This window comes from Amycolatopsis sp. NPDC102389 (assembly GCF_044765885.1).
Taxonomy (GTDB): Bacteria; Actinomycetota; Actinomycetes; order Mycobacteriales; family Pseudonocardiaceae; genus Amycolatopsis.
In genome coordinates, this window is the sequence record NZ_JBIWKX010000020.1 from 95,651 (window position 1) to 120,255 (window position 24,605).

General features: G+C 68.8%; 22 protein-coding genes. 8 read left to right on the forward strand and 14 right to left on the reverse strand.

The annotated features are described in order from the left end of the window. Positions 1-25 precede the first annotated feature (25 nt). Genes ACIRGA_RS19290 through ACIRGA_RS19305 form a run of 4 tightly spaced genes read right to left on the reverse strand, consistent with a single transcriptional unit; the run spans position 26 to position 3,627 of the window. Entirely contained in the window at positions 26-571 is a 546-nt protein-coding gene (locus tag ACIRGA_RS19290) for an NUDIX hydrolase (protein WP_400942739.1), read from the reverse strand. Then, positions 568-1,905, reverse strand: a complete 1,338-nt coding sequence (locus ACIRGA_RS19295) for a coenzyme F420-0:L-glutamate ligase (RefSeq protein WP_400942741.1) — start codon at positions 1,903-1,905, stop codon at positions 568-570. Before ACIRGA_RS19295 ends, ACIRGA_RS19290 begins: the two co-directional genes overlap by 4 nt. Further along, positions 1,898-2,896, reverse strand: a complete 999-nt coding sequence (gene cofD, locus ACIRGA_RS19300; protein ID WP_400942743.1) for a 2-phospho-L-lactate transferase — start codon at positions 2,894-2,896, stop codon at positions 1,898-1,900. The genes ACIRGA_RS19295 and cofD overlap by 8 nt, the downstream gene beginning before the upstream one ends. Next, complete coding sequence (locus tag ACIRGA_RS19305) at positions 2,893-3,627, reverse strand: GNAT family N-acetyltransferase (protein WP_400942780.1); 735 nt, start codon at positions 3,625-3,627, stop codon at positions 2,893-2,895. The genes cofD and ACIRGA_RS19305 overlap by 4 nt, the downstream gene beginning before the upstream one ends. 53 nt (positions 3,628-3,680) lie before the next feature. Between ACIRGA_RS19305 and ACIRGA_RS19310 the strand changes: the two genes are divergently transcribed. The 3 genes from ACIRGA_RS19310 (at position 3,681) to dapC (ending at position 5,399) form a co-directional block, all read left to right on the forward strand. Then, positions 3,681-3,881 (forward strand): hypothetical protein, encoded by a 201-nt coding sequence (locus ACIRGA_RS19310; RefSeq protein ID WP_400942745.1) that lies wholly within the window; start codon positions 3,681-3,683, stop codon positions 3,879-3,881. Between the two features lie 109 nt (positions 3,882-3,990). After that, a complete protein-coding gene (gene fdxA, locus ACIRGA_RS19315; protein ID WP_016331413.1) occupies positions 3,991-4,311 on the forward strand; it encodes a ferredoxin in 321 nt (106 codons plus the stop codon). Next, positions 4,308-5,399: a succinyldiaminopimelate transaminase gene (gene dapC, locus ACIRGA_RS19320; RefSeq protein ID WP_400942746.1), complete on the forward strand. Its 1,092-nt coding sequence runs from the start codon at positions 4,308-4,310 to the stop codon at positions 5,397-5,399. Before fdxA ends, dapC begins: the two co-directional genes overlap by 4 nt. A gap of 1 nt (position 5,400) precedes the next feature. On the opposite strand, the gene ACIRGA_RS19325 is transcribed toward dapC, so the two are convergent. Beyond that, positions 5,401-6,009 (reverse strand): TetR/AcrR family transcriptional regulator, encoded by a 609-nt coding sequence (locus ACIRGA_RS19325; protein ID WP_400942748.1) that lies wholly within the window; start codon positions 6,007-6,009, stop codon positions 5,401-5,403. A gap of 79 nt (positions 6,010-6,088) precedes the next feature. Between ACIRGA_RS19325 and ACIRGA_RS19330 the strand changes: the two genes are divergently transcribed. After that, entirely contained in the window at positions 6,089-7,492 is a 1,404-nt protein-coding gene (locus ACIRGA_RS19330) for an FAD-dependent monooxygenase (protein WP_400942749.1), read from the forward strand. On the opposite strand, the gene ACIRGA_RS19335 is transcribed toward ACIRGA_RS19330, so the two are convergent. From ACIRGA_RS19335 to ACIRGA_RS19345, 3 genes are all read right to left on the reverse strand, one after another. Next, on the reverse strand, positions 7,468-8,439 hold the full coding sequence (locus ACIRGA_RS19335) for a CHAD domain-containing protein (protein ID WP_400942750.1): 972 nt from the start codon (positions 8,437-8,439) through the stop codon (positions 7,468-7,470). The genes ACIRGA_RS19330 and ACIRGA_RS19335 overlap by 25 nt on opposite strands. A 623-nt stretch (positions 8,440-9,062) precedes the next feature. After that, positions 9,063-10,049, reverse strand: a complete 987-nt coding sequence (dapD, locus tag ACIRGA_RS19340) for a 2,3,4,5-tetrahydropyridine-2,6-dicarboxylate N-succinyltransferase (RefSeq protein ID WP_400942752.1) — start codon at positions 10,047-10,049, stop codon at positions 9,063-9,065. Positions 10,050-10,077: 28 nt separating this feature from the next. Next, positions 10,078-10,467, reverse strand: coding sequence for a hypothetical protein (locus ACIRGA_RS19345; RefSeq protein WP_400942753.1), 390 nt, complete (start codon positions 10,465-10,467; stop codon positions 10,078-10,080). 48 nt (positions 10,468-10,515) lie between these two features. Here ACIRGA_RS19345 and dapE point away from each other — a divergent pair, with 48 nt between their 5' ends. After that, a complete protein-coding gene (dapE, locus tag ACIRGA_RS19350; RefSeq protein WP_400942754.1) occupies positions 10,516-11,589 on the forward strand; it encodes a succinyl-diaminopimelate desuccinylase in 1,074 nt (357 codons plus the stop codon). On the opposite strand, the gene ACIRGA_RS19355 is transcribed toward dapE, so the two are convergent. From ACIRGA_RS19355 to ACIRGA_RS19380, 6 genes are all read right to left on the reverse strand, one after another. Further along, a complete protein-coding gene (locus tag ACIRGA_RS19355) occupies positions 11,582-12,469 on the reverse strand; it encodes an aminoglycoside phosphotransferase family protein (RefSeq protein ID WP_400942755.1) in 888 nt (295 codons plus the stop codon). The two genes, dapE and ACIRGA_RS19355, sit on opposite strands and share 8 nt — an antisense overlap. Next, positions 12,466-13,719, reverse strand: coding sequence for a helix-turn-helix domain-containing protein (locus tag ACIRGA_RS19360; protein WP_400942757.1), 1,254 nt, complete (start codon positions 13,717-13,719; stop codon positions 12,466-12,468). Before ACIRGA_RS19360 ends, ACIRGA_RS19355 begins: the two co-directional genes overlap by 4 nt. A 112-nt stretch (positions 13,720-13,831) precedes the next feature. Then, a complete protein-coding gene (locus ACIRGA_RS19365; protein WP_400942758.1) occupies positions 13,832-14,887 on the reverse strand; it encodes a chitinase in 1,056 nt (351 codons plus the stop codon). A 204-nt stretch (positions 14,888-15,091) separates the two neighbouring features. Beyond that, a complete protein-coding gene (locus ACIRGA_RS19370) occupies positions 15,092-16,690 on the reverse strand; it encodes a M28 family peptidase (RefSeq protein ID WP_400942759.1) in 1,599 nt (532 codons plus the stop codon). Positions 16,691-16,784: 94 nt separating this feature from the next. After that, positions 16,785-19,049 (reverse strand): M4 family metallopeptidase, encoded by a 2,265-nt coding sequence (locus tag ACIRGA_RS19375; protein ID WP_400942761.1) that lies wholly within the window; start codon positions 19,047-19,049, stop codon positions 16,785-16,787. A 277-nt stretch (positions 19,050-19,326) separates the two neighbouring features. Then, a complete protein-coding gene (locus ACIRGA_RS19380) occupies positions 19,327-20,649 on the reverse strand; it encodes a helix-turn-helix domain-containing protein (RefSeq protein WP_400942762.1) in 1,323 nt (440 codons plus the stop codon). Between the two features lie 181 nt (positions 20,650-20,830). Here ACIRGA_RS19380 and ACIRGA_RS19385 point away from each other — a divergent pair, with 181 nt between their 5' ends. From ACIRGA_RS19385 to ACIRGA_RS19395, 3 genes are all read left to right on the forward strand, one after another. After that, entirely contained in the window at positions 20,831-22,690 is a 1,860-nt protein-coding gene (locus tag ACIRGA_RS19385; protein ID WP_400942763.1) for a glycoside hydrolase family 9 protein, read from the forward strand. A gap of 111 nt (positions 22,691-22,801) precedes the next feature. Next, positions 22,802-23,587, forward strand: coding sequence for a TIGR00730 family Rossman fold protein (locus ACIRGA_RS19390; RefSeq protein WP_400942765.1), 786 nt, complete (start codon positions 22,802-22,804; stop codon positions 23,585-23,587). After that, entirely contained in the window at positions 23,587-24,165 is a 579-nt protein-coding gene (locus tag ACIRGA_RS19395; RefSeq protein WP_400942781.1) for a TIGR00730 family Rossman fold protein, read from the forward strand. Before ACIRGA_RS19390 ends, ACIRGA_RS19395 begins: the two co-directional genes overlap by 1 nt. Positions 24,166-24,605 lie beyond the last annotated feature (440 nt).

The following is a 24,605-nucleotide window of genomic DNA, read 5'->3' on the forward strand; positions in this document are numbered from 1 at the left end:
CCCCTTCAGGACGTCAGCCGACACCCTAACGGCCGGAAGCCGCGGGCACGGCGGCTTCCATCAGTTCGGCGAGATCTTCCGACCCTTTCGGGAGGGAATTCACCGGCCACCAACGAAGATCGTCCGATTCGTCGCTTTGTACCGGTTGTGCTCCCCGGGGTGCGCGCACCACGAAACGCACGTCGAAATGGCGGGTGGGCACACCGAGCGAGCAGGTGATCGGGTGGACGTCGAGATGCACCGGGGCCGGGTCGATCACGAGGTCCTCGATGCCGGATTCCTCGCGTGCCTCACGAAGAGCGGCGTCCGCGAGCGTCGCGTCGCCGGGTTCGCAGTGCCCGCCGAGCTGCAGCCAGCGACCGACTCGCGGATGCAGCGTGAGGAGCACGTTTTCCGCGTCGGCGTCGAGAAGGACGGCCGAAGCGGTGATGTGCCCGGCCGCGCATTCGCGGCGGCAGACGTCTTCGCGGGCGGCGAGGAAGCCGAGATAGGCCTGGCGCAAGGATTCCTGGGCGGCGTCCGCCGGTCGCCAACCGGACAATGTGGACACAACGTCGTCGTGCAGGGTCACAGTTCGAGAAGTCCTTCACCGGGTTCGACGGGGCCGCGCGCGGGCGGGAGCGCGGCGGGATGTCCGATCGCGACCGCGCCGAGCGGTTCCCAGCGCCCGTCGAGGCCGAGGACGTCGCGCACGATGTCCGCGGCGAAGATCGTCGACCCGATCCAGCACGAGCCGAGGTCTTCGGCGGCGAGCGCGACCAGCAGACCCTGCACGGCCGCACCACCGGCGACGGTGAACATCGTGTGCTCGCAAGCGTTCCGCCGGTCGTCGCGGTAGGTGTGCGCGCCCTCGGCGACGAGGAACGGCACCACGACCTCGGGCGCGTTGTACAGGATGTCGCCGCGGCTGAGCCGTTTCGCGACCTGTTCGGGCGTGAAGTCGTCGCCTTCGAGATCGGCCTGCCACGACGCCTTCATCGCGTCGAGAAGCTTGCGGCGCAAGCCTTCCTCGCGCAGCCACACGAACCGGACCGGCTTCGTGTGGTGCGGGGCGGGCGCCGTCAGCGCCGTCCCGACCGCGCGGCGCAGCACCTCGGGATCGACCGGCTCGTCGGTGAAGGACCGGATCGAACGCCGCGCGAGCACGGCTTCCCGGCGGCCCTGCGCGATGGATTCGTTGGTACCGAGGCGGAAGAGGTCCTCCTCGACCGGCCGCAGCAGTTTGCGGGCGGTCGAACCGTCGTCGGTCAGCCGAAGGCCGCGCACGACGGCGACCGGTGTCCCGCCGAGCTTGCCCTTCACCAGATCCGCCGCGGCGGCGAGTTCGTCGGCGATCGCCACCTCGGTGACGGCGAGTTCGTTGCCCTGGCTGTCGACCTCGCCCGCGTACGAATGCAGCACCCGCAGGCCGGAAGCGCCGATCGCGGCGTCGGTCTGCCCGACCCGCCAGGCGCGGCCCATGGTGTCGGTGACCACGACGGCGACCTCGACGCCGAGCCGTTCGCGCAGCCCGTTCCGCAGGGCGAGCGCGGAAGCGTCCGGATCGGACGGCAGCAGCGCAACTTCGCCGGAGGCCACGTTCGACGCGTCCACGCCGGAGGCGGCCTGCACGATGCCGAGTTTGTTCTCGGTGATCACCGTCCGGTGGATCCGCGCGATCACGCGGACGGACTCCTCCTCGACGAGTTCGCGCCGGGCGGCGTCACGCTCCTCGGGATCGGCCGGGACGCGGATCAGCATTCCCTCGGTCTTGGAGACGATCTTGCTCGTCACGACCAGGACGTCGCCCGACCGCAGCCAGGGGGCCGCCTCGACGATCGCGCCGGTCAGGTCGTCGCCCGGACGGAACTCCGGCAACCCTTCGACCGGCAGGATCTCGATCTTCGCGGAAGCGTGGTCAGTCAACGGAAACTCCCGCCAGATCGAAAGCCGCACGCACCATGGCCGCCGTAGCGTCCACATCGGACATCAGCAAGGGCACGTCGCGGACGGCGACCCCTGGTACGTCGACGGTCTCACCCTCGGCGACCAGCCAGCCGTCGAGCACGCCGTCGGGGGATTCCTTGCGGGAACCGTAATGCCGCCCGACGGCTTCGGCGGAGGTCTCCACGCCGATCGCGCTCAGGCACGCGTCGGCCATGCCGCGCAACGCCTTCCCGCCGATGATCGGCGAAACACCGACGACCTTGGCACGCGTCTTCCGCAGCGCCTCGCGGATCCCCGGCACACCGAGCGTCGTGCCCACCGAGACCACCGGATTCGACGGCGCGAACAGCACGACGTCGGCGGCCGCGATCGCGTCGAGCACTCCCGGCGCCGGCTTGGCCTCGTCGGCGCCGACGGCGATGATCGAATGCGCCTTCGGCTCGGAGCGGTAGCGCACCCACCACTCCTGGAAGTGGATCGCCTTGCGCTGGTCCGGATCTTCCGGATCGTCGATCACGACATGCGTTTCGACGCGGTCGTCCGACATCGGCAGCAGACGCACGCCGGGCTGCCAGCGGTCGCACAGCGCCTCGGTGACCTGAGACAGCGGATAGCCCGCGCGCAGCATCCGCGAACGGATCAGATGAGTCGCGATGTCCTTGTCGCCCAAGCCGAACCAGGTCGGCTCGGCGCCATAGGCGGCGAGCTCCTCCTTGACCGTCCAGGTCTCGCCGGCGTGGCCCCACCCGCGTTCCTTGTCGATCCCCCCGCCCAGGGTGTACATGCAGGTGTCCAGGTCCGGGCAGATGCGGAGACCGTGCATCCACACGTCGTCCCCGGTGTTCACCAGCGCGGTCACCTCATGCGGCGATTCCGGCGCGGAACCGGTCGCGGGCATGCCCAGTGCTTGTTTGACCCCCAGCAGGAAGCGGGCCCCGCCCACTCCGCCGACCAAAATGACGACCTTCACGACGGGCGATCCTCGCACGCCCCCGGAGCCGGGGCCCAGTAGCGGTACCTGTGGTGCTCCGTACAGCCCAGGCTTTCGTACAGCTTCAGCGCGCCCGAGTTCGCCACCGCGACCTGCAGGAGCATCCCGGTCGCGCCCTGGCCGGCGCCCCAAGCGCCCACGGCGTTCATCAGCCCGCGCGCCAGTCCTCGTCGCCGGAACTCCGGCCGTACCTCCAAACGGGCGATGTGCAGCCACTCGCCGACGACCGCTCCGCGCACCGCGCCGGCCGTGACGCCGTCCAGCTCGACGACCCCGAAGCCGACCTTGCCGGTGCCGAGGACGTGCCGCGGCGCCTCCGGCGGCTCCACGCTGCCCGCCGTCATCTCCCACCATCCGGACGTCGGCTCGTCGAGAATCACCGCTCCGGCCGAGGTCCCGCGCGAGAGCGGCCCGGTGAGCAGGCGAACCTCGTGCGCGGGCCGGTGTTCCACATAGTGGACCCAGCCCTGTGCCTCGATCGCGGCTTCGGTGGACGTGTTCTGGATCACCTGAACGACCGGCGGGATGGCATGATCGTGGGCGAAGTCACAGACCGTCCGCAGGGCGTCTGGCAGGGGTTTTCCCGGGTCACCGATCGCCAGGGCACTGTTGGCCCGTGCGGTGAACCCGTCCGCCCAGCGGAGCCTCCAGTCGCCGATCCGGCTCTCCAGCAGGGGAGTCCAAGCCCGGCTACAGGTGAGCTCGAGCATTTCCGCACTGTTCACGGTTAGATTGTGCCAAGGAAGGCAGTGGAGGGACCCCGATGAGCATCGCGCGCAAGGACGACAGGCACAACGAAGACCTGGTTCGCGAGATCTCCGACGGCTTCAACCGGGCGTTGGGCGCGGAACAGGCCGTCGAGAAGGACGAGAGGGACACAGTGGCGGCGAAGCCCGCCGCCCCGAAGTTCCGCATCACCGGGGACAGCAGGGCCACTCCGCCGCCGCGCCGGAAAGACCGCTGAAAGCCTGAACCCGGGGTGTGGATAAGGGTGGCCTAAGCGGGCCGGTCGCGCCCGTGGGCGCGTAATGTCCGTTGCAGACTGGTGAAGCAGAGATAAGCAGGAGTGCGCAGTGACCTACGTGATCGCCGAGCCCTGCGTCGACGTGCTCGACAAGGCGTGTATCGACGAGTGCCCCGTGGATTGCATCTACGAGGGTGACCGCATGCTGTACATCCACCCGGACGAATGCGTCGACTGCGGTGCCTGCGAGCCGGTCTGCCCCGTCGAGGCGATCTACTACGAGGACGACGTCCCCGACGAGTGGAACGACTACACGAAGGCCAACGTCGACTTCTTCGACGAGCTCGGCTCGCCCGGTGGCGCCTCCAAGGTCGGCAAGACCAGCCACGACCCCGCCTTCATCAAGGCTCTTCCCCCGCAGGGCGAATGAGCCGGGTCGCTCTTCCTGATTTTCCCTGGGACTCACTCGCCGAAGCCAAGGCGAAGGCCCAGGCGCATCCCGGCGGCATCGTCGACCTGTCGATCGGCACGCCGGTGGACCCGGTCCCCGAGAGCATCCGCGCGGCGCTCGCGTCCGTGTCGGAGATCCCGGGGTATCCGACCACGCACGGGATCCCCGAGCTCAGGGCCGCCGCGATCGAAGCGCTTTCGCGGCGGCACGGCATCGAGGGCGTTCCCGAGGCGGCCGTGCTGCCGACGATCGGTTCGAAGGAACTGGTCGCGTCGCTGCCGCGGCAACTGGGGTTCGGCCCCGGTGACCTCGTCGTCATCCCCGAGGTGGCGTACCCGACCTACGAGGTCGGAGTGCTGCTGGCGGGTGCTTCCCTGCTGCGGGCGGACAGCACTTTCGCGCTCGGCCCGCAGCGGCCGTCGATGCTGTGGCTGAACTCGCCGTCCAACCCGACCGGGCGCGTGCTCGGTGTCGACCATCTGCGCAAGGTCGTCGACTGGGCGCGGGAACGCGGCGTCGTCGTGGTCTCCGACGAGTGTTATCTGGCGCTGGGCTGGGAAAGCGAGCCCGTGTCGATCCTGCACCCGTCCGTGCACGGCGGCTCCCTCGACGGCCTGCTGGCCGTCCACTCGCTGTCGAAGTCCGCGAACCTCGCGAGCTACCGCGCCGGGTTCGTCACCGGTGACCCGAAGCTCGTCGCCGGGCTGCTGGAGATCCGCAAGCACTCCGGGCTGATCGTGCCGCGGCCCGTGCAAGAGGCCATGGTCGCCGCCCTGAAGGACGACGAAGCGCTTGCCGTGCAACGGGAACGCTACGCGCGCCGCCGGCTCGTGCTGCGGAAGGCGTTGCTGGACAGCGGTTTCGAGATCTCGCATTCCGAGGCGGGGCTGTATCTCTGGTCCACGCGTGGGGAATCCGCGCTCGACACGGTCGACTGGCTCGCCGATCGCGGCATCCTCGCCGCGCCCGGCACGTTCTACGGGCCGACCGGCGGGAACCACGTCCGGATCGCCCTGACGGCGACGGACGAGCGGATCGACGCGGCCGTGGAGCGGCTCGCTTCCTGAGTCAGCTCACGTCGCGGCCCGTGAAGCCCCGATAGACGAATCGTGTCAGCGCCTCGACGGCTTCTTCTTCGGAGACCGCTGATGGGTCGAGCAGCCACGTGTGCGCGAAACCGTTGACCAATTCGCCCATCATCGCGAGAGTGACCCGTTCCGACGCCGGGAGTTCCATACCCGCCGCGGTGATGTACGCGAGGTGGCCGAGGATGTCCTCCGCCTGATCGGCGCCGAAACGCGCGTACGTGCGGGCGAAGTCGTCGCTGACCATCGCGGCCTGGCGCAGCGCGAGCATCGTCGCGGCGTTGTCGCGGTGGAAGTTCCAGTACTCGCGGACGTGCCAGCGCACGGCGTCGGGGTCGGTGAAGTCGGCTTTGTGCTCCGGCGAGGACGCGTTGACGTCACTCGCCGCGGCGAGGTCCGCGAGAAGCGCTTCGAGTAGCTCTTCCTTACTCGCGAAGTGGTTGTAGAACGATCCCGCCGCGCGCCCGGCCTCCGCCGTGATGTCGGTGATCTTGGTGTTCAGGTACCCCTTCGCCGCGAAAACGCGCTTTGCCGCCTCCTTGAGCGCGGCCTCGGTCTCCGCCGCCTTCTCCTTGCGGCTCGTCGCCGTCATCGGCACCTCCTTGACACGGAAGGCTAGCAACGGTCAAACTGAATCCATATTCACTGAATCATTATTCATTGGAGTAGGGATGACCGAAGTGCTGATCGCGGGAGCCGGTCCGACCGGGCTCACGCTGGCCATCGACCTCGCGCGCCGCGGCGTCGGCGTGCGGATCGTGGAGAAGGCCGAGACGTTCTTCGAGGGCTCGCGCGGCGACGGCCTGCAGCCGCGCACGCTGGAGGTCTTCGAGGACCTCGGCGTCCTGGACGCGGTGCTGGCCGCCGGGCAGCCGCCCGTGGCGCTGAAGATCCATCTGGGTGGCGAGGTCGTCGGCGAGCGGATGATGGCCGAACTCGCCGAACCGACCCCGGACGTGCCTTACCCGAACGGCTTCTTCCTCGGCCAGTCGAGGACCGAGGGGATCCTGCGCGAGCGGCTCGCCGAATTCGGTGTCCAGGTCGAGCTCGGCACCCCGCTACTCGGCTTCGAACAAGACGCCGATGGCGTGACGGCCGAGCTTCCGGGCGAGCAGGTGCGAGTCGATTACCTCGTCGGCGCGGACGGCGGGAAGAGCTTCGTGCGCAAGACGCTCGGGATCGCGTTCGAAGGCACCACCGACGAATCGGTCCGCATGCTGCTGGGAGACGTGCAGGCCGAGGGGCTCGATCGCGCGTACGGGCACTGGTTCGCGAAGCCCGAGGATCCGATGTCGGGGATCGTCCTCACGCCGCTGCCGGGGGTGCCGCACTTCCAGTTCGGCGCGCCGCTGGGCGAAGAGGAGGTCGAGGCGTCGCTCGGCACGTTGCAATCCCGGCTCGACGACCTGTCCGGCGGCGGGGTGCGGCTGCACGATCTCGCCTGGTCGACGGTGTGGCGGCCCAACATCCGGCTCGCCGAGCGGTTCCGTGACGGACGCGTCTTCCTCGCCGGCGATGCGGCGCACGTCCACCCGCCGACCGGTGGGCAGGGGCTCAACACCGGTGTCCAGGACGCGTACAACCTGGGCTGGAAACTCGCCGACGGTTCGCCGGAGCTGCTCGACAGCTACGAGCCCGAGCGTCGCGGGGTCGCCGCGCGGGTGCTGAAGATCAGCACCGAGATCCTGGAGAAGTACAAGGAAGGCGCGGAAGACGCGCACGAGCGCGGCGAGAACACGCGCCAGCTCGACATCGGTTACCGCGGCGGCCCGCTCGCGTCCGTGACCACCGGCCGGATCCGGCCTGGCGATCGCGCCCCGGACGCGCCGTTGAAGGACGCGAACGGCAAGTCCGTCCGGCTGTTCGAGCTGCTGCGCGGCCCACAGGCGACGCTGCTGGTGTTCGGCGACGGTCCGGCGCCCGAAGGCGCGCGCCGGATCCTGCCCGCGGGCAGCGCACTGTCCGATGTGGACTTCGAGGACGTCGGTGGGCACGCTTTCGCCGCGTATGAAGCCGAGAACGGACGGCAGGTGCTGATCCGCCCGGACGGCTACATCCGGGAGCTCACCGCCTGAGCGGCCGCGTCGACCTCGGCCCAGACGTCGCGCCACACGGCCCGGACCTCGGCGCGGCGCAGCAGTTCCTTCTCCGCGATCCGGCCCGCGATGAACGCGACTTCGGCGTCGACGGAGGCTACGACGCTCCGCATCCGGTCTGCGGCGACGCAGGCGTCCTGGTGGTCCCCGAGGACGGTCTGGAAGTTCTTCGTGGCCTTGATCAGCCGCTGGATCCGCTCCGCCTGCTTCTTCTTCGCGGCGGGCTTGGCCATTTCGGCGGCGTAGCGGAGTTTCTTGCCGTAGATGCGAAGCGCGTGAAGGTCGTCGTCCGGGGGATCGGCGGGAAGCGCCTTCACGGCCTTCGCGAGCTTTCGATGCGGCTTCGCGAGACCGGCGACGAGATCAGCGGAAGTCTGGGCGGCCTCGGACGTGGGTTCTTCGGTGTCGGGCTGCCGGGCGAGACGGCCGATGTCCTGCAGCATCGAGGCGTACCGGGGGCTGGCGAGCGCGCGGGTGAGCCGCCGCTTCGCGACACCGCGTTCGGTGACGAACTTCGAGACCAGACGGCGCGCGGCGGGCTGGTCGCGCACCTCGAATTCGGCGACGACCTCGCGGAGATGCCCGATCAGGACGTCGTAGTCGCGGACGTCGCCGAGAGACTGGCCGAGCCAGCCGAGCTCGGAGCGCACGGGCTCGGCGTCCGGGCCGACGAGGCGACCCGAGAGCTTGAGGACGCTTCGCATCCGGCGCAACGCGACCCGCATCTGGTGCAGGTCTTCGGGGTCGGTGCCGGATTTGGTGCCCGGTTCGTGCGCGAGGAGGGCGCGGATCTCGACGTCGAGTTTGACCCGGACATGGGTGGCCGCCGGATCGCCCGGCCCGGCTTTCGCGGGACGGTCGCCGAGCCCGAGCGCGGCCGGAGTGGTCGAAGGGACGTTCTTGCGCGGCAGGGTCTCGGCTGTCACAAGATGAATTCTAGGTGAACCGGCAAGGTGGTCCAGGCCGTGAGAGGAGCAAGGGACCTTGCTACCGCTCTCCGGGGGAGGGTGGTAGCAAAGGTCCCTTGCTCTCTTTTCGCGCTTGGGGCGGCCTGGGGCTCGGTGGTCTCAGGTGACCGTGTGGGTTTCGGGACATCTGAAGTCCCGAAATCCACACGGTGGGTCAGCGTCGCTACGCGGGGTGAGAGGTGTGTGGAAAGAGGGACACTCAACGTCTCTATTTCCACACACCCTCCTGTCACGCCCGCCCGGTAGCAAAGGTCCCTTGCTTTCTTTCAGCGGGTTCGGGTGCTGCGGCCGAGGATGTCGCGAAAGCCACTTTCGGGACATCAGACGTCGCGAAAGTGGCTTTCGCGACGTTCGGAGCCGCCCTGGTGGTAGCAAAGGTCCCTTGCTCCCGCGCGCGAAGCGGTCCCTGGCCATCTCAGGTGACCGTGTGGGTTTCGGGACATCTGACGTCCCGAAATCCACACGGTGGGTCAGCGTCGCTACACGGGGTAAGGGGTGTGTGGAATCAGGGACGCTCAACGTCTCTATTTCCACACACCCCGCCGCGCGGTAGCAAAGGTCCCTTGCTCCCTTTTCGCAGGTCAGTTGGCGTGCAAGGCCGCGTTCAGCTCGATGCCGACGCCGGTGCGCGCGACGACCTCGACGGCGCCGGTCCCGGAGTTCCGCCGGAAAACCGCGCCCGAGATGCCGGACAGCTCAAGCGCCTTCACGACCTTGCCCTCGAAGGTCACCTTCGTGCCGGCCGTGACGTACAGGCCCGCCTCGACGACCGAGTCGTCGCCGAGCGAGATGCCGACGCCGCCGTTCGCGCCGATCAGGCAGCGCTCGCCGATCGAGATGGTCTCCTTGCCGCCACCGGACAGCGTGCCCATGATCGACGCGCCGCCGCCGACGTCGGAGCCGTCGCCGACCACGACACCGGCCGAGATGCGGCCCTCGACCATCGAGGCGCCGAGCGTGCCGGCGTTGAAGTTGATGAAGCCTTCGTGCATGACCGTGGTGCCGTTGGCCAGGTGCGCGCCGAGGCGGGCACGGTCGGCGTCGGCGATGCGGACGCCGGCCGGCACGACGTAGTCCACCATCCGCGGGAACTTGTCCACGCCGTAGACGGTGACGTTGCCGCGCGCCCGCAGCCGCAGCCGGGTCGCCTCGAAGCCCTCGACGGGGCACGGCCCGTGATTGGTCCACACGACGTTCGCCAGCAGGCCGAAGATGCCGTCGAGGCTCGCGCCGTGCGGCCGGACCAGTCGGTGCGACAGCAGGTGAAGACGCAGGTAGACGTCGTGCGTGTCACCGGGGGCGTCGGCGAGACGGGCGATGGTCGTGCGGACCGCGACGACCTCGACACCGCGGTCGGTGTCCGGGCCGAGCTGGGCGGCGGCGGCCTCGCCGAGGGCCTCGGAGGCCTCCTCGGTGGTCAGCCGCACCGTGCCGGCCTTGCCGTCGGCGCCGTCGATCAGCTTGGGCAGCGGGAACCAGGTGTCCAGCACCGTGCCATCGGTCGTGACGGTGGCCAGTCCGACGCCGGTGGCGCCGGTCGTTTCGGGGTCAGGGGTCTGCTCGCTCACGTCCTGAACGGTAACCCAGAGACCCTCCTCAGCCGCCGACGAGGCTCTTCACACTGGTCAGCGCCGCCGCCATGTCGCCGAGCGCCTGGCCGCACGGGCCGCCGGGAGCCGCCTGGTCCTGGCAGTTCGCGGTGCGGAAGGCGGCGATCGGGCGGTCGAGGCCGTCGGCGTGCGACGACAGGTCCGGGCGGCGCTTGCGGATGCTGCCCGCGGCGCTGGAGAGTTCGGTGACGTACTTCTGGCAGCCCTTGGGCGATTCGGTCCCCGGCGCCAGGTAGCACTGGTCGGTCGTCAGCGCTTTGAGCTTGATCGGCAGCACGTCCGGCCCGGTGCTCTGGGTCGGGCGGACCTTCACCGGGACTTCGCCCGATCCGCAGCCGCTGACTACCAGCAGGAGGACGACCAAGATCGTTCGCATGCGCACTCCTTCACGGTAGCCCCGGGTGCCCGGCGGTACGGTGCGGGCATGCCTTCGCTCGATCTGCACGCCGACCCCGTCGACCTCACCGCCGCGCTGGTGGACATCTTCAGCGTCTCGGAAGAGGAGAAGGTCATCGCGGACACCGTGCAGGCCGCGCTCCAGGCGCAGGCGCCGCATCTCGAGGTGGTCCGCAACGGTGACGCGGTCCTCGCCCGCACGAACCTCGGCCGGCCTTCGCGGGTGCTGCTGGCCGGGCATCTCGACACCGTTCCGGTCAACGAGAACATGCCCGTGCGCCGCGAGGGGACCGGTGACGACGAGATCCTGCACGGGCTGGGCACCGTCGACATGAAGAGCGGCGACGCCGTCTTCCTGCACCTCGCCGCGGCTCTTCGGGAGCCGAAGCACGACATCACCTTCGTGTTCTACGACTGCGAAGAGATCGAAGCGACGAAGAACGGCCTCGGCCGCATCGAGCGCGAGCTGCCCGAGTGGCTGCGGGCCGACCTCGCGATCCTCGGTGAGCCGTCGAACGGCGGAATCGAGGGCGGTTGCCAGGGCACGATGCGGATCGAGATCCGCGTCGAAGGCGTCCGCGCGCACACCGCGCGCGGCTGGATGGGCGTCAACGCGATCCACGGTCTCGCCGAACCGCTGCGCAGGCTGGCCGAGTACACGCCGCGCGTGGTCGACATCGACGGCCTGACCTACCGCGAAGGACTCCAGGCCACGAAGATCGGCGGCGGTGTCGCGGGCAACGTCGTGCCGGACGAGGCCGTGCTCACGATCAACCACCGCTTCGCGCCCGACCGCTCGTCCGAGGAGGCCGAGGCGCACCTTCGCGAGGTCTTCGAGGGCTACGACGTCAAGGTCGTCGACTTGTCGCCAGGGGCGTTGCCCGGTCTGAGCGCCCCGGCGGCGGCCGAACTGGTCGCCGCGGCCGGGGGCAAGGCGGTCGCGAAGCTGGGCTGGACCGACGTCGCGCGCTTCGCGGCTCTCGGGATCCCGGCGGTGAACTTCGGTCCCGGCGACCCGACGCTGGCACACACCCGGCAAGAGAACGTCCGCGCGGGCGAGATCCGGCAGGTCGCTTCGGTCCTGCGCGCGTTCCTCAGCTGATCAGGGCGAGCAGCTCGTCGAGAGCCTGCTCCGGGCCGCCATAGGTCAGGTGCGCGATGGCGAACATGGGGGCGACCACCCGGCTCCAGGCGGACAACCTGTCGCCGTCGAGCCCGCACGCGTTCGCCACCGAGCGGCAACGGGCCTCGACTCCCTCGTGGCCGGCGCCGCTCACCACGTAGTCGACGGCGTCGAAGCACGGATCGCCCACGCACGCCTTCGGATCGATCGCGATCAGGCCGCGCGGGCCGCCGTCCAGGACGTTGCCGAGATGCAGATCGCCGTGGAGCAGCACGACGCCGGTTTGCGTGTCCAGCAGCTTCTCGCACCGCTCGATCGTCCGCCGCCAAGTGGCCGGAGCGATCCGGGCGGCGATGGCCGGTTCGGTGATCCGCTTGCCGATCCGGGCGAAGGACTCCTCGAACCGGCCGCGCAGGCTCCACGGCCAGCCTTCGGGCGGGGGCACCGCGTGCAGCGCGGCGAGCAGCTCTCCCCAACGCCCCGGCAGAGAGGCCGACGGCAGGTTTTCGGCTTCGGTGCCCGGGAGGATCTCCTCTAGCACCATCGCGCCGGCGTCCGCGTCGGCGGCCAGGACGGCGGGCACCCGCCCCGACGGCGCGAACACCCGCAGCATCTCGAGCTGTTTGGTCAGCAGCGGGCCGTCCGGGCTGAGTTTGAGCACCGCCGGCGTCCCATCGGTCCACCGGCAGCGCAGGACGACGGACGAGGCCCCGCTGTCGAAGATCTCGCCGAGGGTGAAGTCCCATCGGGACGCGAGCCGCTCGGCGAGGGCCGGGACACCGGCGAGCCACCCTTCGGCGGCAGAGCCGAATCGGCCCACCAAGCGGGTGTCGAGATCTTCCAAGTCCACTTCGGTCACTTCGCGATGTCCTCTTCGGCGCCTAGAAGCAGTAGGCCACGCCGCAGCAGATCCGCGGCCTCTTCGATGCGTCCTTGGTCGAGAAGCAGCTCTCCCGCTTTGTCGACCGAAGCGGCCAAGACGCCGCGAACGTCGCGGAGTGCGGCCACTTCGATGGCGTGCGCGAAGCCTGCTTCGGCTGCTTCGAGGTCCCCCCGGGCCAGAGCCAGCGAGCCCTGCTGGAACGTGAGCGACGCGGAGAGCGGCGAGTCCGCAGGGATGGCTTCGGCTGCTTCGGAGAGTAGTGCGGCGGCGTCGTCGAGACGACCGAGTTCTCGGCAGACGTCAGCGAGTTCCAGGGTGACGGCGTGATCGGGCGCGGCCGCCCTTGACGCGCGAAGGTCCGTGAGAGCGCCTTCGAGGTCTTCGGCACGACGGTCCAGAGCCCGCGCGAACAGGCACCGGGCCAGCACCGGCCGCAGGGCACGCTCGTGAAGCAGATCGTGCAGCACCGACACGGCGGCGACGGCGTCGGCCACGCGTCCTTCGCCGAGGTAGGCCTCGGTCAGCCGGCGCTGGTGGCCGGTGAGTTCGGCCAGGATCTCCTCGCCGCCGCGAGCCAGCCGCAGCGCCTCGCTCGCGTGCTGCGCGGCCTGAGCGGTCTCGCCGAGGCGGAGGTGTCCTTCGGCGAGGTACGCCCGCAAGGTCAGCAGGAGCAGGGGATGCGGGTAGCCGTCGAGGCTCGCGTCGAGTGCCGTCCGGAGCAGGTGCATCGCGTGATGCGGCTCGCCTCGGCCGAGCAGGACGTTCGCCCGCAGCGCGGCGGCGAGTTCGCGATACGGCGGGATGTCGTCGCCGAGCGCGGCTTCGGCGGCGGCGACCAACCGCGGCCGGGCGTCGCCTTCGGTGAACCGCGCGAGCCACAGCCAGGCGAGCCCGGCCTGGCGATCGCGGCCGATCTTCTCGGCCCGCCGAGCCAGCTGCCGCATCTTCGGAGCCGAGCCCTGCCCCGCGAGGAAGTCCGCCGCGGCCGCCGCGATGTCCAGATCGAGCCGGACGTCGTCACGGGGCGACGTCACGCCGAGCAGCTCGCCGGTGTCCACGCCGAGCCGCGCCGCGAAATGGCGCACCGCGTCACCGGACGGCGTCCGGGCACCGGTCTCGACGGAAGAAACATAGGCGGCGGTGTAGTGCGGTTCGGCGAGTTCGCGCTGGGTGAGGCCGCGTTCGGCGCGCAACCGCCGCAGCCGTCCGCCGATCTCCTCGCCCATGACCGAGAACGATACGGCCGAACTTGCGGAAAGGTGGCGCGAGTTACGCCCCTGATCACGCGAGTTACGCCTCTGATCACGAACTCGCGTGATCGGAGGCGTAACTCGGGGGTCAGCGGCCCTGCAGGGATTTCACGTTCTGGCCGAAGGTCCAGCTCCGCGAACCGTCCCAGTTGATCGACCAGGTCATCAGGCCCTTGAGCCCCGGAATGCCGCGGTACGCCTGGGAAACCAGGCTCGGCGACATGTAGCCGCCACCCGCGCCCGCCTGTGCGGGCAGGCCCGGAGCCTGCTTGTCGTAAGGAACGCGGATCGTCTGACCCTGGATCACCAGACCCTTGTCGAGGCAGTTGGTCTGCGCGACGAAGCCCTGGACCGTCCCGGCCTGGTACGAATCGCCGGAGCAGCCGTACATGCTTCCGTTGTAGTACTGCATGTTCAGCCACCACAGCCGGCCGTTGTCCGCGTACTTCTTGACGATCGGCAGGTACGCGCCCCAGATCGAGCCGTAGACGACGCTGCCGCCGGTGACGTACGCGGTCTCGGGCGCCATGGTGAGCCCGAAGTTCGGCGGCATCGCGGCGAGGACGCCGTCGATGATGCGGATGAGGTTCTTCTGCGACGCGGAGAGCGTGGAGATGTTCCCGCTGCCGGTGAGGCCGGTCTCGATGTCGATGTCGATCCCGTCGAAGTTGTACTTCTTCAGGATCGGCACGATGGTCGCGACGAATTTGTCCGCCACGGTGGAGGAATTCAAATCGATTCCCGCGGTGGCCCCGCCGATGGACATCAGGATCGTCGCGCCCGCGTCCTTGGCGGCGCACATTTCGGACGGGGTCGCGACCTTCACAGTCGCGTCCATCCCATCCTCCCATTTGGCCGTTCCGTCGGACAGGATGACCGGAAAGGCCGCGTTGATCACGTTGTACCCGTTGGCCTTGATGCGGGCATCGGTGATCGGGATCCAGCCCAGCGGCGGATGGACGCCGTTCGAAGCGCCGTCCCAGTTCTCCCAATAGCCTTGCAGGACCTTGCCCGCGGGCTTCGATTTGACCGCGCAGACCTCGGCGTCGGGTGAGGCCTGTGCCGGGGTGAGGACGACGAGTGTGGTGACGGCGAGTACCGCCGCGCCGGTGATTGCGAGCAGCCGTGAGACGCGACCGAACATACCCAGCTCCCATCTCGAAAGCGGTTTGAACGAACAGGAAGCGGCCGTTCGGCTCAACATAGGTCGCGGTACCCGGGCCCCGCTACCGACGATCGGGTGGTCTAGACCAGATATCGAAAAGTTGTCCCGAATTTCTCCCCCACGCACGAGGGCCATCTCACGAGGCCGGGTGTCCTCATGAGATGGCCCTCGCCATTCGGAAGGTCAGACGGTGATGGTCCAGCTGTCGAGCGTGCCGGTGTCCTGCGCGTAGGCGTCGTAGACCACGAGCGTCCAAGTGCCGGAAGCCGCCTCGTTGGTCACCGGGACCGAGTAGTTCCGCGTACCGAGATCGGTGCACGGAAGGGAACCGGTGGGCTTGACCGAGTACGTGCTGCCATCGGGGGCCTTCAGGCTGATGCGAAGGTCCTCGGAGCAGGTGTGCGTACCGGTGATCGACACCTTGACCGGCGACGTCGCCGTACCCGTCGCGCTGGACGTGATCGGGCTGTTGATCGTCGCGTAGTCGTTGAGCGCGTAGTCGGTGCCGTTGGTGAACGTGCGCACGCTGACGTCTCCGACGGTCAGCGTGTACTGCGCTGTGCGGTCCACCGAGGTCCCGTCACCGGTCACGGTGATCGTGCTGGTGCCGTTGGGCGTGCTCGCCGACGTCGCGATGGTGAGCGTCGAAGAACCACCGGACTGCACCGAAGCGGGGTTGAACGTCGCCGTCGCACCGGCGGGGAGACCGCTGGCGCTCAGCGAAACCGCTTGTGCCGCACCGGAAGTCGTCGTGGTGTTGACCGTGACGGTCGCCGACTGTCCTGCTTGGACAGTGCCGGAGGACGGGGAGAGGCCGAGCGAGAAGTCGGGGCTCGTCGAGGTGCTGACGGCGAGCTTCCACAGCGCGTACGCGATCGCGTCGCTGTTCTTCTCCAGCGGGGTGTCCGGGATGTTGGACGTGGTGTCGCAGGCGCGGTGGTAGCAGTTGTCGAACGCGGCACCCGCGGTGCCGCCCCATTTCGCCCGCTGCGCGGTGGTCTTGATGTCCCCGGCGCCGGTCGCGAGGCCGCCGACCGGGATCCCCGCGCTCTTGAACGACGCGTGGTCCGACCGGCCGTCGCCTTCGGAGTCCCCTTCGGTCTGGATGCCGATCGAGGTGAAGTATTCGTCGAACACCGCCTTGACCGAAGCGACGTCGTCGTAGACGAAGTAACCCCAGTTGCTGGAGCCGATCATGTCGAAGTTCAGGTAGGTCTTGATCTTCGTGCGTTCGGTCTGCGGCAGGCTGTTGACGTAGAACTTGGAGCCGCGCAGCCCGGACTCCTCGTCGGCCCACCAGCCGAACCGGACCCGCTTGGCCAGCGCGGGGTTCTCGCGGGCCAAGGTCAGCGCGACTTCGAGGATCGAGGCCGAACCCGAGCCGTTGTCGTTGATGCCGGGGCCGGCGCTGACGCTGTCGAGGTGCGCGCCGAGCATGATGACCTGGCTCGCGTCACCCTGCGGCCATTCCGCGATCACGTTCTGGCTCGAACCCGCGCAACTGGTGCAGCTCTGCAGTGTGACGTTGTAGCCGGCGTCGCGCAGCTTCTGCGACACATAGGACACCGACGCGGTGTAGCCCGACCGGCCGGCGGCGCGGTTGCCGCCGTTCTGGTTGGCGATGGTCTGCAGCGCGTTCAGGTGTGCCTTGACGTTGGCGAGCGAGATGTCCGGCGCCGCGTTGAGGCTCGCCGCCGTCACCGCCTGCGCGGGCGCCGCGACGACGCCCAATACGGCGGCCATGCCGACGACGGCCGTTCCTATTCGCTTTCCCCACTTCATGCCGGGGTATTCCTTTCGGGAGGATGGCCCGTGAAGGCCTCCTTGAGGGACTTAGGGTCCCTCAAGGAGGCCTTCACGGACCGTGGGGTCGGAGCTAGAGGGTGATCGACCAGCTGTCGAGCGTGCCGGTGTCCTGCGCGTAGGCGTCGTAGACCACGAGGGTCCAGGTGCCCGCCGCGACCTCGTTGGTCACGTTCACCGAGTAGTTCCGGGTGCCGAGATCGGTGCACGGAAGGGAACCGGTGGGCTTGACCGAGTACGTGCTGCCGTCAGGAGCCTTCAGGCTGATGCGAAGGTCCTCGGAGCAGGTGTGCGTACCGGTGACCGTCACCTTCACCGGCGACACCGCGTTGCCGGTCGCGGTCGAGGTGATCGGGCTGTTGATCGTCGCGTAGTCGTTCAGCGCGTAGTCGGTGTCGTTGCTGAACGTCCGGATGTTGCCGCCGGTACCGACGGTCAGCTTGTACTGCGCGGTGTGCGTGCCGCTGGCCGCCGTGCCGGTCACCGTGATGGTGCTGGTGCCGTCAGGGGTGCTCGCCGACGTCGCGATGGTGAGCGTCGAGGAGGCACCGGACTGCACGGTGTCCGGGTTGAACGTCGCGGTCGCCCCGGCCGGGAGGCCACTGGCGGTGAGCTTCACCGACTGCGCCGTACCGTTGCTGGTCGCGGTGCTCACCGTGACGGAGGCCGACTCGCCCGGCTTGACCGAGCCCGACGTCGGGGAGACGCCGACCGAGAAGTCGTTGCCCTGCGGGGTGCACGAGGTGGGCTCGCCGGTCGCCGCGGTGACGCTGATGGCTTCCCACGCCGCCTTGGTGGTGTTGAACTCGGTGCAGGAACCCGGGTACAGCGCGAGCGCCGCTTCGAGGGTCGCCTTGCGGGCGGCCTTGTGGTTCCAGCTGGAGGTCTTCTTCAGCAGGCCGTTGTAGAAGATCTTCGCGGCCTTCTGGATGCCCAGACCGGTGATCGAGGTGTTGTTGCAGGTCGGGCTGGCCGGCTTGCCGGCGGGCGCGGTGCCCTCGGCGAGCAGGTAGAACCAGTGGTTCTGCGGGCCGGCCGCGGCGTGCACCTCGGTGTTCGGGATGGACGACGAGTAGCAGTTCGGGTTACCCGAGATCTTGCTCGGCTGGTACATGTAGCGGATCGGGCCCTGGCCGACCAGGTTCACGCCCTCGCCGACCTCGTAGTCCGGGGTGTCCTTGGCGTTGTTGGCGTAGTGCTCGGTGATGGCGCCGAAGATGTCACCGGTGGACTCGTTGAGGCCGCCGTTCTCGTTGCCACTGCCCGCGCCGCCCGGCGTGGTCTGGAAGATGGCGTGGCCGAACTCGTGCGCGACGACGTCCATCGAAGTGGCCTGGCGCTGGTTGTCCTGCGAGTGCCCGAAGGTGGTCGAGGAACCGTCCCAGTAGGCGTTGACCTGGTTGAGGCCGACGGAAGCGGGGAAGCCGCCGCCGCTGCCGTTGATACCGTTGCGGCCCAGCCATTCGCCGAGCATCTTCCACTCGGTCTGCACGCCGAAGAGCGTGTCGACACAAGCGGTTTCGAGGTTGGTGCCGGACCCGTTGCCCCAGTTGTCGTCGGGGCCGCTGTACACGGCGCCGTTCTGCGGCTTGCAGCTGATGTTGCTGCGCTGCGGGTCGCGCATGGAGTAGGTGCCGCCGGAGTTCGTCGTGTCGATGGTGACGTTGCCGACGTAGTAGCTGTTCCCGGCGCCCAGGGTGCTGACGTCGTTCGACGTGCTCTTCGCGGCGGTCGGGAAGTTCGACATCTTGACGTCGTCACGGGTTTCGAGCACCGCGCCGGTGGCGCCGTCCACGAAGACGTGCAGGTTGCTCGGCGTCGCGGCCTTGCTGCCCGCGACGACGACCTCGTAGGCCAGCTTGGGGGAGTTCCCCGCCAGCACGACGAGCTTCGGCGCGACCACGCTGTCTACTTTGGACAGCTGGCCGCGCGCGACCTCGGCCGCCTTCGCCGCGGAGATCTTGGCCTTGGTGTCGACCGAGATCGTCGCGGTCTCCGCGGCACTGGTGCCGCGGACGCGTCCGGCGCCGTCGGCGACCACCACCGCGTCCCCGCCGACGACCGGCAGGCCACGGTAGGTTCGTTCGTAAGCGGCGTAGAAGAGTCCTCCGCCACCCTGGGTCATCCCGACGCGGCGGAAGTCCTCCTGGGCTCCCCTCCGCAAGTGGTCTACACCAGCCGCGGCGGCCTGGTCGGCCGCGCTCGCGGCGACGGCGTCGGGGCTCGCGGGCTGGATGGTGGCGGTGGTCGCGTTCGCCGGGATCGCCGGGATCGCCATGCTCAGGGCAAGGCCGGCGACAGCCGCCAACCCTGTTCTGAGCCCTCGCTGAACGGTCATGTGAACCTTCCATGGGCAGGACCGTGTACCCGCAAGGCCAGTGGCGCGGCGGGGAATTCGACCGGGGCGGATACACGGCGGGGACGGGGAGCGTGCCCATTCGGATAACTGGAGTTATTCCGATGGACACGTCCGAGTAAAGGAGCCGGTCACAAGGTGCGTCAATGGGCCGGATGGCCTAGCGGGGCGGATGAAGATCCACATGCGAGGAATAAAATCCCTGTGTAGTAAGAGTTTTTCCTGCCGCCTGCGATATATGGCGACTTTCGTATGGTTTTCAGTCCGTCGGCCCGGAATCGGACATAGCGGCCGCGCGTACGCCACGCCGATAGGCCTCCGTCGCTTTTTCGATTAATCCTCGAGCGCGCAACGTGTCGCCCAAATGCAGTGAGGTGGCGACGAGCGCGCCGCGCAGTTCGGACTTTTCCTGTGCGGCGGCGGCTTCTTCGAGCAACGCGGTCGCCTCGGGCAGATCGCCGCGGGCGCGGGCGATCAGTCCCAGTAGCCGGAGAACCTCAGTCCTCGCCTCGATGTCGGGGGATCGATCCAGAAGCGGCCGGATCCCTTCGGCGAGTTCGGCCGCCTCGTCGAGTGCCCCTTGGCGGCGGCGGACGTCGGCGAGCTCGATGGTCGCGCCGAGCACACCCTCCCGGGACCCGGCCTTGGCGAGGAGATCGCGGGCGAGCCGGAGTTCGGCGTGCGCCTCCTCGAGCTTGCCCAGCCGTCGCCACAGGAAGCCGCGGGCCCAGCGGCTCCGGGCGGCGTCACGGTCGTAGCCGATCGAAGTGAACAGTCTCAGTGCCCGCGAAAGGTCTTTCTCCGCGCGGTCGACCAGGCCGATCTCCTGCCACAGTTGCGCCGCCTGCCGGTGGTACCGCGCGGAGATGTCCTTGCGGTGCGCGGAAGCGAGGGTGCGACGGCCTTCTTCGGCGGCCCGCCGGGCGCGGCGGAGCGCCCCCATTTCGATGAGCGGGTGGATCAACGCGGTCAGCAGCGCCAGTTCGGCGTCAGGTTCGCTCGCCCCGGTGGCGCGGAGTTCGCCGAGCGCCGTTTCGGCGAGCGCGACCGACGCGCCGAGGTCACCCGACAGTGCCCGGCAGGCCGCGACGCGGTTGACGATCATCGCGCGCAACCGGGGCGACGCGGCGTCGGCGAGCTCCATGGCGTGAGCGAAACCCTTGTCCGCCAACGGGATATCGTAGCGTTGCCACTGGACTTCGCCGAGATAGAAGCGCGCGTGGCATTGGACGTCCGGCAGCCGGTACTCGGCCGCGCGCCGCTCCACGCGGGCGAATTCGCGCTCGGCGGCTTCGAGCCCGCCCTTCTGCAGCTCGCGATACGCGGTTTCGAGCGCGTCGGTGAGTTCTTCGGCGGCGCCCGGCGGCCGGTCGAAGCGGAGTTCGTCGGGGGTCAGTCCGAGCCGTCGCGAAAGGTGGGAGAGCACGTCGTCGGAGGGGATGCGGCCGCCGGACTCGACCTTGGCGAGGAAGCCGCGGTCGTAACGGGGCTCGGCCAGCTCGCGCTGGGTCAGCCCGCGTGCCCGGCGCAACCGCCGGATCCGCGCGCCGAGTGGTTCTGCCCCGTTCGGCTTGGACGGCACCCCGACACGGTAGACGATTTCCCGGCGGCTATCCGGGTTGAGCAGGACGGATACCTGCCAACAACTCCTGGATCGGGTGACTTCCGACCGGCGAAACGGACATATTGACTGGTGGCGTTCCGGGCGCTAGCGTCTTGCGCCATAAAAAGGAAACTTTCTTAACTAATTCGAGCGGGGTACCATGGTGAGTTCCTGGTCCCGGACGGTGGCCGCGGTTTCGGCACTGGTCCTCGGGGGTTTGACGGTTCCGGCGGTTTCGGCCGCGGCGGCGGTGCGAGGTGAGGTCCGGGTCGATCAGGTCGGCTACGGCATCACCGAGACCAAGCACGCCTATCTCCTGTCCAGCGCGCCGGGTTCGTTCTCGGTGATCGACGAACGCGGCCGCACCGTCCATCGTGGACGGACAGGCCAGTCGCTCGGCGCGTGGAACGCGAAGTATCCGGCGGTGTACCAGCTCGACCTGTCGAAGGTCTGGCTGCCGGGCAAGTACCGGATCGAGGTCACCGGCGAGACCACGGCGACGTCGCCGACGTTCCGGGTGGACACCAAGGACCGGCTCTTCACCCCGCTCGTCCGCGCCACCAACGAGTTCTTCCAGGCGCAGCGCGACGGCGACGACATCGTCCCCGGCCGTCTCGATCGCAAGCCGTCGCATCTGGCCGACAAGCAGGCCACGGTGTACGACTGGCCGGTGTTCGTCGGCGAGGGCGGCGACGAGATCGCCGAACCGCTGAAGCCGATCGGCGGCCCGATCGACGTCGAGGGCGGCTGGGTCGACGCGGGCGACTTCGTCAAGTTCACCTCGAACACGGCGTATTCGCTGGCGGAGCTGGGATACGTGCTCCGCGAGGACTACGACCGGGTGCTGGCCAAGGAGGTCAACCTCGGTCTCGACTGGCTCGACAAGATGTGGGACGAGAAGAGCAAGACGCTCTACGCCCAGGTCGGCATCGGGACGGGCAGCGACAAATTCGGTTTCCTCGGTGACCACGACGTCTGGCGGAACCCGCACGACGACGACGCGCTCGACGTGAAACCTGGTGACCCCAAGTATTTCGTCAAGCATCGGCCGGTCTTCCCCGCGAACCCCGGCGGATCCGCGCTCAGCCCGAACCTCGCCGGCCGCGTCGCCGCCGCTTTCGCGCTCGGCGCGCAGGTCGAGGCGAAGCGGAATCCTTCGCTGGCAAGGAAGTACTTCGCCGAGGCCGCCTCGGTGTTCGCACAGGCCAAGACTGAGAACGTCGGCGAGCTGGTGACCGCGTTCCCGCACGCGTACTACCCGGAATCGTCCTGGCGGGACGACATGGAACTCGGCGCGACGCAGCTCGCCCTGGCGGCCAAAGCCCTGCGGGATCCGCGATCCGTCGAGTGGACGCGGCAGGCCGCGCACTGGGCGAAGGCCTACATCGACGTCGAAGAGAAGAGCACGCTCAACCTGTACGACACCAGCGCGCTGGCGCACGCCGAACTGGCGAAGCTTCTGCGGCACGGTGTCCCGGGTGCGGCGCTGGGCCCGAAGGAGCTGATCGGCGACCTCCGGCGTCAGCTTGACGAAGGTGTCGCGAGCGCGGCTCAGAGTCCTTTCCGGACGGCCGTCTCGGTGAAGGACTTCGACGCGGCCAGCAAGAGCTTCGGGTTCGCCGCGACCGAGCGGCTCTACGCGGACGTGACCGGTGACCGGCGGTACGCGGCGTTCGGCTCGCAGCAGCGGAACTTCACCCTCGGCGCGAACGCGTGGGGTGTCTCGCTGGTCGTCGGGGTCGGTACGACGTCGCCGAAGTGCCCGCACCACCAGGCGGCCAACCTCGCGGGTGAGGAGAAGGTGCTCTACGGCGCGGTCGTGAACGGGCCGAACGGCGCGGAGCACTTCGCGGACCTGCCGTTCCCGGCCGGGGCGAAGGAGTGCACGAAGCCGTTCGACAGCTTCGACACGACCGAGTCGCGCTACACCGACGACCTCGCCTCGTGGCCGAGCAACGAGCCCGCCATCGACTTCACCTCGACGGCCATGCTCGCGTTCGCGCTGACCGGACGTTCCTGACCGTGCTCGCGGGGCCCGCTTCGCGGCGGGCCCCGCGTTCGCGTAGCCGACTACTTCTGTTCGCGGCGATGCTGCCGCTCCGGACGGTGACGACGTCGTAGGCTTGGCGGGGTGAGTGAGACAAGCGAGTTCCCCGACGGCCAGTACCCGGAACGTCCGATCGAGCGCCACAAGGGCCCGGTCGTGCTGCGGCGGGATCGCCGTGACCAGGGCAGCACCACCGACCAGCGCCTGCTGGACTCACGGGGGCCGAGCGACTGGGTGCACACCGATCCGTGGCGGGTGCTGCGGATCCAGGCGGAGTTCGTCGAGGGCTTCGGCGCGCTGGCCGAGGTGCCGCGCGCGGTGACGGTGTTCGGCTCGGCGCGGACCAAACGGGACAACCCGGAGTACGAACTCGGCCGCAAGATCGGCGCCGCGCTCGCGAACGCGGGCTTCGCGGTGATGACCGGCGGCGGCCCCGGCGCGATGGAAGCGGTGAACCGCGGCGCCAACGAGGCCGGCGGGTTCTCCGTGGGCCTCGGCATCGAGCTGCCGTTCGAGCAGGGCCTGAACCCGTGGGTCGACCTGGGCGTCAACTTCCGGTACTTCTTCGCCCGCAAGACGATGTTCATCAAGTACTCGCAGGCGTTCATCTGCCTGCCCGGCGGCTTCGGCACGCTCGACGAGCTGTTCGAGGCGCTCACCCTGGTGCAGACGAAGAAGGTCACGAAGTTCCCGGTCGTGCTGTTCGGCAGCGAGTACTGGGGCGGCCTGTACGACTGGATCGCCAAGACGCTGCTCGCCGAGGGCAAGATCGGCGAGAAGGACCTCGATCTGCTGCACGTCACCGACGACATCGACGACGCCGTGCGCGTCGTGCAGGAGTCGTACCAGGCATGGGAGGACACCCACTGATGGCGGCGCCGCGCCGGATCTGCGTCTTCTGTGGCTCGTCGATGGGCTTCGACCCACGGTATGCCGACGAGGCGCGAGCCTTGGGCACGTTGCTGGCTTCGCGGGGGATCGGGCTGGTCTACGGCGGGGCCTCGGTCGGGACCATGGGCGTCGTCGCGGACGCCGCGCTCGCCGCCGGTGGCGAGGTGATCGGCGTGATCCCCGAGGCGCTGGGCAGCGTCGAGATCGCGCACGCCGGCCTGACCGAACTGCACGTCGTCGCCGACATGCACCAGCGCAAGGCGAAGATGGCGGCGCTGTCCGATGGCTTCCTCGCGCTGCCCGGCGGTGCGGGGACGCTGGAGGAGCTGTTCGAGGTGTGGACGTGGGCCCAGCTCGGGCTGCACGAGAAGCCGATCGGGCTGGTCGACGTCGGCGGGTACTACGCGCCGCTGCTGAAGTTCGCCGACCACATGGTGTCGGAGGGCTTTCTGTCGGCTGGGTACCGGGACATGCTTTCGATCGACTCGGACGCTTCGGTGCTTGTCGACGGCTTCGCGGACTACGTGCCTCCGCCTCGGCCTAAGTGGGCCAAGTAGGGCACGCGGGCTGCTTGTGACTTATGGGGTCACTGGTGCGCTTGGGATGACCGACCATTCCGTGAAGGCCTCCTTCACTACCTTGAGGGTAGGGAAGGAGGCCTTCACGGCACTTCACCCGGACCAGCCGTGCCCGGAATGCGCCAAGCGTCCCGAGGGTGAGACTCGCCGGAGCAGCGGGGGGCAAGGGACCTTTGCTACCACCCTGGCCCGACCTGGGCACCGCCCGGTAAGCCCGCGCCTCCTCGAAGCGTCCACAAAGGACGCTTACTAGCGACTTGGAGTCCGTTTGATGCTTATATGTACGTTTTCCGAGTAGGGTCGTGAGTGGCAATGAGGGTTCTAAGAGCCTGTCTGTGATCCCGCCGGTGGGCATGGGTCGGGCCTCTGCTAGTGATCTAGACACCACATCATGATCATGACCAGCAGAGGCCCGATCT

Excerpts from the sequence above, each read along its gene's own strand:
- ACIRGA_RS19370 (WP_400942759.1), bottom strand. The coding sequence starts at position 16,690 with ATGAAGTGGGGAAAGCGAATAGGAACGGCCGTCGTCGGCATGGCCGCC.
- dapE (WP_400942754.1), top strand. The coding sequence starts at position 10,516 with ATGCCTTCGCTCGATCTGCACGCCGACCCCGTCGACCTCACCGCCGCG.
- ACIRGA_RS19305 (WP_400942780.1), bottom strand. The coding sequence starts at position 3,627 with ATGCTCGAGCTCACCTGTAGCCGGGCTTGGACTCCCCTGCTGGAGAGC.
- ACIRGA_RS19375 (WP_400942761.1), bottom strand. The coding sequence starts at position 19,049 with ATGACCGTTCAGCGAGGGCTCAGAACAGGGTTGGCGGCTGTCGCCGGC.
- ACIRGA_RS19365 (WP_400942758.1), bottom strand. The coding sequence starts at position 14,887 with ATGTTCGGTCGCGTCTCACGGCTGCTCGCAATCACCGGCGCGGCGGTA.
- ACIRGA_RS19360 (WP_400942757.1), bottom strand. The coding sequence starts at position 13,719 with ATGGGCGAGGAGATCGGCGGACGGCTGCGGCGGTTGCGCGCCGAACGC.
- ACIRGA_RS19325 (WP_400942748.1), bottom strand. The coding sequence starts at position 6,009 with ATGACGGCGACGAGCCGCAAGGAGAAGGCGGCGGAGACCGAGGCCGCG.
- ACIRGA_RS19310 (WP_400942745.1), top strand. The coding sequence starts at position 3,681 with ATGAGCATCGCGCGCAAGGACGACAGGCACAACGAAGACCTGGTTCGC.
- ACIRGA_RS19330 (WP_400942749.1), top strand. The coding sequence starts at position 6,089 with ATGACCGAAGTGCTGATCGCGGGAGCCGGTCCGACCGGGCTCACGCTG.
- ACIRGA_RS19385 (WP_400942763.1), top strand. The coding sequence starts at position 20,831 with ATGGTGAGTTCCTGGTCCCGGACGGTGGCCGCGGTTTCGGCACTGGTC.
- ACIRGA_RS19345 (WP_400942753.1), bottom strand. The coding sequence starts at position 10,467 with ATGCGAACGATCTTGGTCGTCCTCCTGCTGGTAGTCAGCGGCTGCGGA.
- ACIRGA_RS19395 (WP_400942781.1), top strand. The coding sequence starts at position 23,587 with ATGGCGGCGCCGCGCCGGATCTGCGTCTTCTGTGGCTCGTCGATGGGC.
- dapC (WP_400942746.1), top strand. The coding sequence starts at position 4,308 with ATGAGCCGGGTCGCTCTTCCTGATTTTCCCTGGGACTCACTCGCCGAA.